The organism is Exiguobacterium sp. 17-1 (assembly GCF_023096305.1).
In the GTDB taxonomy this organism is placed as follows: Bacteria; Bacillota; Bacilli; order Exiguobacteriales; family Exiguobacteriaceae; genus Exiguobacterium_A; species Exiguobacterium_A sibiricum_A.
This window is the reverse complement of the sequence record NZ_JALIGJ010000001.1, coordinates 227129-240223: the sequence shown is the minus strand read 5'-3', so window position 1 is coordinate 240223 and position 13095 is coordinate 227129. Positions and strand designations below refer to the sequence as shown.

The following is a 13095-nucleotide window of genomic DNA, read 5'->3' as shown; positions in this document are numbered from 1 at the left end:
TTGTTTGTTTTCCCGTTGAAAACAGACGATTTTTTATGAGGAGGTTCTATCCCGTGAGTCTTTCAAAGACATTATTACGGATGGCACGATTCGGAAAAACGATTTTGCCAACACCGAAAAAAAACAGTTCATCACGCCCTAAGTTCAAACAATTCCTACAACTGGATTCGACATTCCAGGAACAGACCTTTTCAGGAGAGCTTTCTGATACTACAGTGACGGTCGAAGCCTTACTCGTTCGCGACCGTCTTTTGAACGAGGTCATTACATTACCTAATACGCACAGTTCAGGAGGACATCAGTTTTCCTTTTCGTTGACGCACGACATACTTCCTGCCCTCGTCGATCGTGTCCTTGAAAATCAGGAACTGACCGAACAAGAACAGCCGCCACTTCCGGAGATCGCTGACGACATGCTGGTGAACTTAGAGACAGATGCTGCTGACGATACGACTGAAGAGGAAACAGAACTCCCTTCCGGACGCTTCTCGCTTTGGCTCAAATTCTCAAAAAACGTTGCTGATTTCAAACCCGAGACGCTCGAAAAATGGGAAACAAACGGCTTACCGAGTCGCGCTACACTGACAGCGGATCGTTTCACGCGGGAAATCATTCTCGGACGGTTCTCGGAAACCCGGATTGCCGTGCCTTTAAAACCACTACTTGATGCGGACTTCCAACATGTTGCCCATCTGTACACGGATTTAAAAGGTAATCTTCGCCTCTTGTTAAATAAGGAACCAAAGGTTAAACCGAAGATGCAAATTGATGCGATTGATTCTCCAATCGCCGATCAAACGGAAATCAAAGGGAAAATCTTTACCCGGCATGCTTTTATCCGAAAAGGAACGTTACAACTCGTACACCGCGAGACGGGTGAGCAAATTCCGGTCCCGATTGACTGGGTATACGACAATGCCCGGAGTGCCGAAAAATTCGGTCTCTACCGGTATACGTACCGGACAGTCATCGATTGGACACGTCTGCACCGTGAACACAAAGCCTTACAAGAAGGCATTTATGATGCTTTCGTCGCTCTTGACTATTACCATCGTTCTGTCCCGACGTTACTTCGTCTTGGTCGGGCACGTTACATCACCCGTCAATTGACACCCGAAACACGGGGTCAAGGAGACGCGACGACAATGCATATCATCCCGTACTTTACGGTCGGACATCGGAATCTGTCATTTGAAATGACGGAATTCACGAATGACAACTATGCCTATTTGAATCATATGATGAAGTTTGCTCCGCTCTATCGCCTGTTTGCCGAAAAGAATACATGGCTCGTCGGCGAACGTCCTTATAAAGCACAAGACAACGGTTATCATTTCTTTAAATACATGCGCGAGACGTATCCCGACCGTCCTGTCTATTACGTGATTGATCCTGAGTCCAACGAATATCCTCAGGTTGAACAGTTGGGACATGCGTTGCCGTTTAAATCAAAGGAACATATTTATCATTCACTCATGGCAAAAAAAGTCATCGGGACACATCATGCTGAATATCTTTATCCGCTTCGCTCGGAAGCGTTCAAACGGAAGATGAAGGCTGATCGCGTCTTTATCCAGCACGGTGTCCTCGGAACGAAAAACATGGACGACCAGTACGGCAAGTTCGCACCGGCGTTCGATACAGATTTGTTCCTCGTCAGTTCAGAACGGGAAAAACGTCTTGTGACTCAGGACATGGGGTATCCGGAACGGGAAGTCCGGATTACCGGTCTGTCCCGCTTCGATGCTTTGCTTGCCAAAGACGTCGAAGTCAAACGACAAATGTTGATCATCCCGACGTGGCGTTCTTGGTTACAGACGCCGCTCCAATTCTTTGAATCGGAATATTACCGCCAGTATCAAACGTTGCTGACGAGTGAACGCTTACACCAATTTGCGGCCGAACACCAGCTCGAAATCGTTTTTTGTCTGCATCCGAACATGCAACAATATACGAGTCACTTCGAGGACTTACCGATCACGGTCATCCATCAGGGTGAACGGGACGTACAGGGATTGATGAAGGAAAGTCTGCTCCTTGTGACCGATTATTCAAGTGTCGCGTTCGACTTCAGTTTCTTGAATCGTCCGGTTCACTACTTCCAGTTTGACCCGGTCCGCTTCATCGGACCAAAGGGTTCTTATCTGGATCTGGCACAGGAACTACCGGGACCGATCTCATCGACACTCGATGAGTTGTTTAATGATCTCGACGCGACGGCTGCTCGGTCGTTCGCGATGGCGCCGGAATATCAAACCCGTGCCGCTGCCTTTTTGCAACCGGTCGAGTCCTCGTATTCGGAAAAAATTCTTCAAACAATCATCGATTTTAAGAAGGAACGGAATTGGATCGAACAAATCCAGACGGCGGAAGCCGCCAATATTCTTTTCCGTCTCTATCGTCGGAGCCGGTTCTACTTCCCATCAATGAAACTGGCCTATCGTTTAATGCAACGGTTACCGGTCGACCCGAAACTCGTTGTGTTTGAAAGTGGACTCGGCAAACAGTATTCTGACAGTCCGCGCTATATCTATGAAGAATTAAAACGACGTAATCTCGATTATAAGGTCGTCTGGGTTTACCATAAGCGCCTCTATCTCGGGGATCCGAACGCCAAAGTCATCAAACGTCTGTCACCGGCGTACTTCTATTACCTGGCGACGGCGAAGTTCTGGGTCAACAACCAAAACTTCCCGCATTACTTCACACGCCGGAAAGAGACGACCTACATTCAGACCTGGCACGGGACACCGCTCAAGAAGATGCTGTTCGACCTGGACGAGATTCATGGACGGGACGAAGGGTACATCGACCGGGTCACGAACTCGATCAAGCAGTGGAGCGTCCTGTTGTCTCCGAGTGCTTATGCCTCGACGATTTTCAAAAGTGCCTTCCGATACGAAGGACCGATTTTTGAATCCGGTTATCCGCGCAATGACTTGTTCTTCTCGAACAATCAACCGAAAACCATCGAGTCGATCCGGACGAAACTCCAATTGTCGGATGATAAGAAAGTTATTTTGTATGCGCCGACTTTCCGCGATCATCAGTCGCTCGGCAACGGAAAGTTCTTCTTTGACTATCCGTTTGATTTCGACCGTGTCGCGGAAGCGCTCGGTGATGAATATGTCTTCTTGATCCGGACACATGTCCTTGTGACGAAGAAACCGCGGATTCCTGCTGAACACCGGGAACGTTTCATCGATGTCACGAGTTATCCGGATATTCAGGAACTCTACTTGATCACGGATTTATTGATTACCGACTATTCGTCTGTTTTCTTTGATTTTGCGAACATGAACCGCCCGATGTTCTTTTATGCCTACGATCTTGATTTATACCGCGATACATTACGCGGTTTCTATCTTGACTACTACAAGGACTTACCGGGACCGATTCTCGAGACTGAAGATGCCTTTATTGAGGCCTTGGCCAACATTCCGCAATTGACGAACGACTACCAGTCACGACTCGACGCCTTCCGGGAAGCCTATTGTGCGATGGAAGATGGCTTGGCGGCTTCACGTGTCGTCGACAGCTATTTTGCGAAAGACACACTCGAGTTAACCGAGCAACCAGACAGCAGTTATTCCGTCTAAAAACGTGTTTATTTCACATGAACAAGGATTCTTTCCACACCCGTGGAGAGGATCTTTTTTTCTGTTCAGCCGAACAACCACTGGCTCCAGCCAATCACGTTTTGATTTGATTTCCAATTAATGTTATTCTAAATTAGAATTTCAAAAATATTATCTGCCACAAAAAATAGTATGTCATTTTACTCAGGAGGGATGATTCATGGAACGTTGTTCACTTTGCGGAACACCATTAGAAACTGAAGCGACAGCATGTTCCTACTGCAAACATCCTGTCCTCAAAAAACGGCAATTCGATGAGGAACTACCTGTGACCCCCGTCAATTCGAGCCGTTATGTCTTATCTTTCATTATCGTTTTCGCGATTACGATTGGAGCCATCGGAACGTGGTATGCCTTGACGCAAACCGACTCGACCCACACGACACTGGTTGCGCCGGTCCAGGCCTTACCCCTGTCGGATTGGTCCGATGAAACATCCGCCTATAATCAAACCTATTCGTCGGAAAACCCTCCGGCCTCTTACGATATCTTGAAATTTGTCCGTCAATATACACAAACGGTTCCGGAAACGGCTAATTATTCAAAAGCGACAGATACACTGGAAACGTTCTCTGCCATCCAGTTTGCGACCTTGGATGCCTTCCAATCAGAAGTCGATGCGTTAGGGAAGATTCATGCGGCTTCCGACAGTCCGATTCCGCCGCGTCTCCAAACGGTTGATTTTAAGCGGTTCGTCTCAAAAGGAGATTCCTATCAGGTGAGGACGGTCGAAACCTATCAGCTCCCTGCCGATCAACAACTCGTCACGTATGATGTCCGCTACAACGTTCGGTTACATACGGATCACCTGCAAATCACGCACATCATCCGGACGGAGGTGCACGTATGAGAATGGTTTCCCTGCTTCTTTTATGTAGTCTGCTGATGGGATGTGCCCAGGAACCGTCACGTATCCAGGACGAACTGGATTTGGGACAATACACGAAAGCCGTCGACCAATCAATCCGTCAGGCCCCGATGGATGATGCAGCTCGGTTGATGGTTCGCCTGGAAACACAATTTGCGAGTTATCGTTTTGATGACACCATTATTACTGCCCGAATGATTGAACAGTTACCATTGACACAAGATAATCCGGTTCGCTTGCGTGCCAAGTCGATTCAGCTAAGTGCCGAAGCGATGATGGACCGCTTAACACAAGCAACGGGTACTTACCAAATCGAGCGCAGTATTCTCGATGATGGTCAGGAGGAAAAACCCTTCCCGGCCACGGGTCAACTCAAGGTGTCGTTCGGTAAACCGTAGACGTTGCTGGCGACGGTTCAGTATCAGCAGTTCGGAACGACCGATGCGCTCCGGAGTGATACGGAGACCGTCCGCTTCGAACCGGATTTATCGGCCCGCCTCTCTTTCTCCGAAGGGCTTGTCAGTTATGTTTTCAGCCGTGCGGGTCTGACCTTAACCTTCGAAGGTCCGGGTGGCAAACGAATCTATCAATTAAAAAAAGCTGATTAATGTCCAAAAAAACGACCGTTCCCTCTCAATCATTGAAGAGAAAACGGTCGTTTTTTTGGATGTATCAAAGATTTACAACGTGTCTAATCGTTTAACGATTTCTGCGCACAACTCATGCGTCGCCAGGCTGTCTTTCCCCGTGACGGACGCCGAAGGATTTCCATGGACGGTCTCGATGAAAGCATCGACCATCTCGACGAATCCGCGGCGTTTTAGTGTCGGCTCCCAGTTATCGAGCGGAAGACGTAACGTGCCGGCTTTTGTCAGTCGTTCCACCGACGTCACATCTGTCGCAATCCGTTTTTCGTTCGGACCCATCACTTCGACGCGTTCTTCCGTCACGCCATTGTTTCGGTTCATGATGCCGATCGCAGTGATGCCGTTCGATTCGAATTGAATCGTCACGTGATGCAACAATCCGTCGACTTTTTTGCCGCGGACCTGCAACTGTTCGATTTCGCCTCGCCCCGTCAGAAAACGGAGTGTATCCGCGACGTGGACGAAATCATCAAAGATGAATGTCTTCGCATCCTCGATGAAAGATGTCCGGTTTTTTTGCATGACGATCAGGTTCGGTTCTTCGACTTCAAGTAAAGTCCGATGTGCTGACGCGAAACGGCGATTGAAGCCCGTGATGAAATGCAGGCCTTGTTCTTCCGCCTGTTCTGTTAAGGCCCGAACTTCCTCGACTTCGAGCGAGACCGGTTTATCAATGTAGAGATGGACGCCGGCTGCAAGAAGCTGTTTCGCTTGTTCAGCATGGACTTTCGTCGCCGAATGGATCATCGCGACTTGAATCCCCTCTTTAATCACGTCTTCAAGTGAAGATAATGTTCCAGCAAAGCGATAGGCATTCCGCAAGCGTTCTGCTTTTTCTTGATCCGTCGAAACGAGATAGACTTCTAAGTCTGTCCGCTCCGCATAGACTGGTAAATACGCCTTTTGGGCGATATCCCCTAAACCAATTATTGCAATCTTCATCTGATTTCCTCCTTGAACACGTCTTTTGCTCTCATTCCCTATGTTAGCCTGTTTCATGCCGTTCGTGTAGTGAAAGTATTTTTTTGAAAAAGAAGATAATTTCCTTTTTTTGTTTTATGATAAGAACATATTTTGCAAAAGGAGGGAATGAGTTTTTTTATGAAATCATTATTCAGGATTGGTTTGACACTCGTCCTGCTTCTTACCTTATGTCTCCCGGCCTTACCTGCTCAAGCAGCGAGCTACCAAGTCATCGTCACGTCGACGATTGGGGCGAACATCCGGTCGAAGCCAAGTACGAGCTCATCTGCAACCATTACCCGTCGTGCCCCGTATAAAGCTACGTTTACCGCTGTGTCTTATTCGAACGGTTGGTACAAGATTAAAGATGGAGGCGCCTACCGTTATCTGTCGAATCAGGTCGCCAAAAAAGTCGGATCCAGTTCCGTCAAGACATATAAGATCATCGTTTACTCGACGGCAGGCGCAAACGTCCGCACGTCACCAAGTACGGCCTCCTCTAAAAATATCAAACGGCATGCTACATACAAATCAAAGTTCAACGCTGTTTCCTATTCGAGTGGCTGGTACAAGGTCAAAGGGAAAACGAACTACTATTATGTCTCGAATCAAGTCGCCAAAAAACTGACGACGAGTTCCCCGGCTCCAACGGGCGGCAGTTATCCGGTCGCCTCGATGCGTTACTTCAAACTCGGTTCATCCGCTTATGAACTGACGAAAGAAAGTTTTGCCCGCCGTTATCCGGCCAGTACGACGAAGTTACTCACGGCAATCGTCGCCTACGACGCTGCTGCACAAAAAGGAACACTCGATCAGACGTTTACACTGACATATTCGATGTTATCTGTCCCTTCCGGCAGCAGCACCGCCGGTTTCCGTTCAGGTGATAAAGTCACGATGCGCCAACTGTTAAACGGTATGTTGATCCGCTCCGGCAATGATGCCGCGAAAGCAATCGCAGTCCGGACAGCCGGCTCGGAAGGAAATTTCGTCTCCCTCATGAACAGCCGTGCGAGCCGCATCGGCATGTCGGCCAGTCATTTCATGAATCCGCACGGCTTCTATCACCCAAGCCACTATACGACCGCCGCGGATATGCAGAAGCTTGCTAACACATACGCCAAGTACAGTTATTTGATGACAGTCAGTGGACGCAAGTCCTATCAGACGGCCGTCAAAGGACCTTATGCGCGGACGTTGACGTGGTATCACACGAATACATCACTTCCGGGCGACACACGTGTCTATGCAAGCAAAACCGGTTACACTCCGGAATCTGCTTATACACGGGTCTTCTTCATCAAAAAAGGTTCAACACGTTACGGTCTGGTCACGTTAAAAGGGACCCTTCCACAAACGGAAACGACGTTACGCTCCGTCCTCAATCGTTAAGAACAGACTCTCGGATTCGCTTTCTTCGGAAAGTGGAATCAAGAGTCTTTTTTTGTTGATTTCACCTTAAAAATTTCACTTGCAATGGAAGCGAATTCATCATATGGTGGATATAACAATCAGACGTCTGACGTCTTAATGGAGGAATTCACGTGGGAAATGTAAGTTTGTTATTCGGAGGCGTCGCCCTCTTTTTAAATAGTCTGTCGCTGTTTGGTAAAGTCGACTTGAAGAGTGCGGGTGTCTTCAGTCTGTTAACCGGGTTACTTCAGACGTTCATCGCGACTTGGCTCGTCATCGGGGCAGCCGGAGATCCGGCATTGACGTTCGGCTATGCGAGCATCTATTTATTTGCGTTTACGTACCTGTATGTCGGCATCACCTTTTTATTCGGTCTTGATGGTAGCGGCGTCGGTTGGTTCTCCCTGTTCGTCGCCATCTCCGCGCTGTTTTATGCGGGAGTCAACTTCAGCACCGGTGATATCATCGGTGGTGCGACCTGGTTATTCTGGGTCATCCTTTGGGGATTGTTTTTCCTCGGGATGGGATTAAATATAAGTCTTGATGCTTTGACGGCACGTGTCGCCATCGTGCTCAGTTGGCTGACGTTGATTGTTCCGGCCCTCGTCGGACTCCGGTTCGGGACGACCGGTGCCAACTACCAGCTTATCTGGAGTGCAGCCGCCATCATGACGGTCTTGTATTTCATCTATGCGGCTGTTAAGTTCCTGCCTGTCCGCACGGTTGTCCGTTCGAAAAACTAAAGACAACAATCCATCCTGGTTTCAACGTCGGGCATGAATATGAAAAAGGGCGGCGGATTTTAATCTGCCGCCCTTATCTCGTAAAAAAAGAATCACTCGCTACACGCAACTCCTACAGGAAGAAGCACATTTTTGCGCTGTCAGAGACAAACAAGACCCGCTTTCCTGCCTGAATGAGGCAGGAGAACTGGCTTGTGTCTCGCCTGAGGAAAGTGCGTGAAAGAAAGAGTGATTCCTTTTTGCGTCAGCTCCTTTTCAGTAGCTAAAATATCACTTCAGTTCCTTTTGCAACTCAGTCTGGACCTGTTTCAGAGAAGCGGCTGTCGGATGCCAGTAATAGATGTGATCCGATTCAATGCCGCCGCTTCCTTCAAGCGACAACGTCTCGACCTGTTTCAGACTGTCCCGGTAATCGGTCGCAAGCTTCCGGACGACAGGGAACGGAATATCCGTTTTGACATTTTTACCGAGTGCCGTCAAGACATCATTAAAACGCGTCAAGGAAAAATCAGCCGTCAGTTTATCCGCGACGGCCTGAACGACTTGCCGTTGCCGAATCTGTCGTCCAAAGTCACCCCGCGGATCATCGTGACGCATCCGGGCATAGGCGAGAGCTTCCTTCCCGTTCAGTGAAACTGGACCTTTCGGGAACTGCATCTCATAGTAAGAAAAATTAATATCATTTTCAACCGTCACTCCGTCAACGGCATCGACTAGATCGGTGAACCCTTTGAGATTGATTTCAGCAAAGTAGTCGATTCGCAGATCGAGTAGATGCTCGACCGTATCCCGTGCCATTTCCGGACCTCCGAAGGCATAGGCATGATTGATTTTATCGTTGGAACCGACGCCGATGATTTCCGTCTTCAAATCCCGCGGGATGCTAAGCATCTTGCTTTCGCCGGTTGTCGGATTGACCGTCACGACGATGATCGTATCACTCCGTCCGGCCTCACTCCCACGTTGATCGACACCCAGCAATAAGAACGACAACGCCTTTTGTTGATTAGCCGGTTTGCTCTTCGAGGCTTTTTCCGGTTGAGACGATGTCGTCGCCTCGACATGTGTCTGATCCGGAACTTCCGCCTGCTTACTCGTCTGATGATCTGCCTGCTGGATGTACCCACCTGATCCGAAAAAAACGAGCAACCCGATACCAACCATTGTTACGATCAGCCACGTCCATTTTTTCATCATGATTTCCCCTTCTCCTTCGGATCAAGTCGATTTACGATTGCTGGTCGGAGACAATCATCACCGCATTGCTCCAACTGCCGAATAAGGCAGTGATGACACCAATACTCGGCGTATCCCGTCCTGCACTGAATCGTTGATAATGTGCAATCGTCAAGCCATCCAATTCAGCTGCCGCTTCCCGTAAAATACGTAACACTTCCTCTTCCGTCCAACGTTTACGCGGTTGTTCAATCCCGATGATTTCCAGGGCATTGCTCCACGATCCGTACCGTCTTGCAATCGTGGCCACCGTCGGCCGGTTTTTTCCGACTGCCCATTTCGTGTAGGTCTGGCTCGTCAAGACGGATAACGTCTCTTGTGCTTCAAGTAACGATTCGATAATCCGGCGCTCCATCTCCTGCACCCGTTCTTTTAAGATTTCCGCTTCCGATAATGCCTGCTGCCACGAGTTGAATTGATGGACGATATCGGTCAAGCTCGGCGCCTGATGTTGCTGAGCCCATTCACGATACGTCGCACTCGTGAAGGGTTCCAGTTCCTCCTTCGCGGCTCGTAAGGCCTCGATGATATCCGACTTGGTGAAGGCTACCCGGACATGACCGATACCGGCCCGTTCGAGAGCGATTTGCCATGATCCGAATAAAATCAGGATTTCCGCGACGCTTGGATACTGGGTATTCAGTTGCCAGCGAAAGTAGGTATTTGCCGTCAGTTCATTTTTCCCGTTCGCAGCGAGACGGAGTGCTTCAATCGCTTCCTCCAAATCGCTCATCACGATGTCTCCCTCCCACACATTCATAACTGAACATTTCGTCGAACATCTTCAACGAGTCCTTGGCGAACAAAACGAATGACGAGTGCCTGATCCGTAAAGCTCATTTGCGAAGCGGACGGTAAACAAATCCCTTCCTCGAACAGACGACGGCTGACATCTTCTTCATTCGCCGTGACATAAGGTACATCCCGGTAGACGGGTTGCAGATGCATCGGTTTCCAGGCCGGACGCGCCTCGATGTTTTTTTGCTGCAACTGTTGAATCAACATGTCCCGTTGTTCCATGCCACCCGGTAACGTCAGTGCTGTCAGCCAGCGGTTTGCGCGGCTTCCTTCGATTTCCTGTTGATAATGCGAAGCATCGACCGTCTCGAATGCCCGGACGTATCGATTAAAGATTGTCCGCCGTGCCTCGACCCGGTCTTCGATGACTTCCAGCTGTCCGCGCCCGATGCCGGCGGAGACATTACTCATCCGGTAATTAAAGCCGACTTCCGTATGCTCATAATGTAAGACGGGCTGACGCGCTTGTGTCGCAAGGTAAAAGGCCCGTTCAATCAAGCTGATGTCATTCGAGACCAACATGCCGCCACCCGACGTCGTGATGATTTTGTTGCCGTTAAACGAATAGATGCCAAACGTACCGAACGTGCCTGTCATCCGACCGTTGACGGTTGATCCGAGCGATTCTGCCGCATCCTCGATCAACGGCACATCATACTCCTCACAGATGGCGGCGATTTCCTCGATTTTCGCGACGACCCCGTACAGATGGACGACGATGACGGCTTTCGGCAATCGTCCCCGTGTCGCAGCTTGAATCATCGCCCGGCGCAAGGCGACCGGTGACATGTTCCACGTCTCCGGTTCGGAATCGATCAGGACCGGTCGGGCGCCGACATAGCGGATCGGGTTCGTCGAGGCGATAAAAGTCAAGGACTGACAAAAGACATCATCCCCTGCCGTGACGCCGAGCGTCGCCAAGGCTAAATGAATGGCTGCGGTCCCGCTGCTCGTTGCAAGTGTTGCTGCTGCACCGCTATATGCTTTCATTGCCGCCTCGAATGCTTCGACGTTTGGTCCGAGCGGCGCGACCCAGTTCGTTTCCAAAGCTTCCGTAACATAACGTATTTCCTGACCACTGAGATGCGGGATCGATAACGGGATGTGTTTCATGATGACTGCTCCCCCCTTGGTGACAGTTGACGGACAGGTGTCCGGTATGCCGGAAACCAGTCCTGCGACGACGGGACGTTGTGTGCGAGGTGCTGTTCGGATAACTGGCGGTACAGTAAAGGATGGAGCACCGATGTTCCGAGCGTAAACGATGTCTGGCGATGGCTGAAGGAACGTTTGTAGGCGAGCAGGCTGTCGTCCTCGTTCCGCGTCGTCCCGCCCCCGAGATGAAGGGCTGTTTTTCCGAGTGCCTTGGCACGACGAATCATTTCAGCGAACAGAAGATGATTCGGACGGGCACCTAGTTCCGCCGGATCAGATGCACCGAGATGATAGTGCGCAAACTGTTGACCGTACAAGACGATACAGCCGGCGATGATGATCCCGTCCCGCTCAGCGACCAATAACTCGGCCGGGAGCTGCCCATCCTGAAACTGGCGAAAGTAGTGATCGGTGAAGTAATAACGGGCATCTGCCTGGTGTTTGTCCATCGTCAGCCGGTAGAGCCGGATGAAACTGTCATACTCGTCTTGTCCGGCTACCCTTACCGTGACGTCTTCCCGAATCGCTTTTTTGATATTACGACGCGTCATCGAAGAGAAGCGACTTTCAATCGTCTCAAGCGGATCAGTCAAATCGACCGTCACCGTCGGTTGCAAAACTTTCGTCGTTTCACACCAGATCCGTCCAAGCTCATCATTTTCAAGAAGGGGATGAAACCGAATCGTTTCGCTGACAATCCGTTCTGCATGACAATAATCGAGAAAGTGGCGGCGGATGTCCTCGACTTGATCACTTGACCAGCGTCCGACGAAGACCGGTCCGCCATATCCATACGGAGTCGTCAGGTCTTGAAAAGAGGTTCCGGTTATTTTTCGCTTCAAGTACGGATAAATCAGGATGCCGAACTCCGAAGGATGAATGTACATCTCCGGTACCGCCTCCGGTTCTGCCGCGAGTTCAAAGTAAGCGTATTCATAATAACAATCGAGTCCATACCGGACGACGAGAGCATTCCATTCCCGGGGATCGTGAATCAATCGTTCATTGCTTAGCGACATCATGATGGACACCTCCATCGAGTCCCTTGAACTCCCCCATCCCCGTTTGATGATCCGTCGAATTCCCTTCTGAAGAAATGACAATCCTGACGGTCTTCCAAAGAATATATAAGTCGAGTCGGAACGTATGGTTTGCTGCATACCATTGATCCTGTTCCAACCGTTCCTGCCAGGTCGTCGCGTTCCGTCCATGGATTTGCGCCCATCCGGTCAAGCCCGGCAGGACGTCGTGCCGTGTCATCTGTTCTTTTGAGTAATGATTCAAATAGCTGACGAGCAGTGGACGTGGTCCGACGAAACTCATCTGTCCCCGCAGAATGTTAAAGAACTGCGGAATTTCATCGAGACTCAAGCGCCGGATCCATTCGACCGATTTTGGAATCCGGTCGGCGTCCGGTAACAGCTTGCCGTCCGCATCGGTTTCGTTCGACATCGTCCGGAACTTATAAATCTTGAACAGTTCACCTTTATACCCCGGACGGACTTGATTAAAGAAGAGTGGTCGTCCGAGCTTCGTATAGATGAATAAGGCGACGAAGGCGTAGACCGGCAACAGGACGATGATGGCGAGTAGACTGACAGTGAAATCGAATGTCCGTTTCATGATAACGTCCT

Annotated in this window: 12 protein-coding genes; 6 read left to right on the top strand and 6 right to left on the bottom strand. The window is 49.7% G+C overall.

Going from position 1 to position 13095, the window contains the following annotated elements:
- The first annotated feature begins 53 nt into the window (after positions 1-53).
- The 4 genes from MUN34_RS01165 (at position 54) to MUN34_RS01150 (ending at position 5114) form a co-directional block, all read left to right on the top strand.
- Complete coding sequence (locus MUN34_RS01165; protein WP_247856668.1) at positions 54-3599, top strand: CDP-glycerol glycerophosphotransferase family protein; 3546 nt, start codon at positions 54-56, stop codon at positions 3597-3599.
- A gap of 199 nt (positions 3600-3798) precedes the next feature.
- Entirely contained in the window at positions 3799-4488 is a 690-nt protein-coding gene (locus MUN34_RS01160) for a zinc ribbon domain-containing protein (RefSeq protein WP_247856667.1), read from the top strand.
- Entirely contained in the window at positions 4485-4904 is a 420-nt protein-coding gene (locus MUN34_RS01155) for a hypothetical protein (RefSeq protein ID WP_247856666.1), read from the top strand. Before MUN34_RS01160 ends, MUN34_RS01155 begins: the two co-directional genes overlap by 4 nt.
- A 3-nt stretch (positions 4905-4907) precedes the next feature.
- Positions 4908-5114, top strand: coding sequence for a hypothetical protein (locus MUN34_RS01150; RefSeq protein WP_247856665.1), 207 nt, complete (start codon positions 4908-4910; stop codon positions 5112-5114).
- 72 nt (positions 5115-5186) lie between these two features.
- Here MUN34_RS01150 and MUN34_RS01145 read toward each other — a convergent pair whose 3' ends face one another.
- Entirely contained in the window at positions 5187-6095 is a 909-nt protein-coding gene (locus MUN34_RS01145) for a Gfo/Idh/MocA family protein (protein ID WP_026827442.1), read from the bottom strand.
- Between the two features lie 159 nt (positions 6096-6254).
- On the opposite strand from MUN34_RS01145, the gene MUN34_RS01140 reads away from it, so the two are divergent.
- Both MUN34_RS01140 and MUN34_RS01135 read left to right on the top strand, forming a co-directional pair.
- On the top strand, positions 6255-7508 hold the full coding sequence (locus MUN34_RS01140) for an SH3 domain-containing protein (protein ID WP_247856664.1): 1254 nt from the start codon (positions 6255-6257) through the stop codon (positions 7506-7508).
- A 152-nt stretch (positions 7509-7660) separates the two neighbouring features.
- A complete protein-coding gene (locus tag MUN34_RS01135) occupies positions 7661-8272 on the top strand; it encodes an AmiS/UreI family transporter (protein ID WP_247856663.1) in 612 nt (203 codons plus the stop codon).
- A gap of 270 nt (positions 8273-8542) precedes the next feature.
- Here MUN34_RS01135 and MUN34_RS01130 read toward each other — a convergent pair whose 3' ends face one another.
- Genes MUN34_RS01130 through MUN34_RS01110 form a run of 5 tightly spaced genes read right to left on the bottom strand, consistent with a single transcriptional unit; the run spans position 8543 to position 13084 of the window.
- Positions 8543-9469 carry an LCP family glycopolymer transferase gene (locus MUN34_RS01130; RefSeq protein ID WP_247856662.1) on the bottom strand — a complete coding sequence of 309 codons (927 nt, stop codon included), beginning with the start codon at positions 9467-9469 and terminating at the stop codon, positions 8543-8545.
- A 31-nt stretch (positions 9470-9500) separates the two neighbouring features.
- Positions 9501-10241, bottom strand: coding sequence for a hypothetical protein (locus MUN34_RS01125; protein ID WP_247856661.1), 741 nt, complete (start codon positions 10239-10241; stop codon positions 9501-9503).
- A 23-nt stretch (positions 10242-10264) separates the two neighbouring features.
- Positions 10265-11419, bottom strand: coding sequence for an aminotransferase class I/II-fold pyridoxal phosphate-dependent enzyme (locus MUN34_RS01120; protein ID WP_282104266.1), 1155 nt, complete (start codon positions 11417-11419; stop codon positions 10265-10267).
- Positions 11416-12483, bottom strand: coding sequence for a lipid II:glycine glycyltransferase FemX (locus MUN34_RS01115; protein ID WP_247856660.1), 1068 nt, complete (start codon positions 12481-12483; stop codon positions 11416-11418). Before MUN34_RS01115 ends, MUN34_RS01120 begins: the two co-directional genes overlap by 4 nt.
- Positions 12464-13084: a sugar transferase gene (locus MUN34_RS01110; protein WP_247856659.1), complete on the bottom strand. Its 621-nt coding sequence runs from the start codon at positions 13082-13084 to the stop codon at positions 12464-12466. The genes MUN34_RS01115 and MUN34_RS01110 overlap by 20 nt, the downstream gene beginning before the upstream one ends.
- Positions 13085-13095 lie beyond the last annotated feature (11 nt).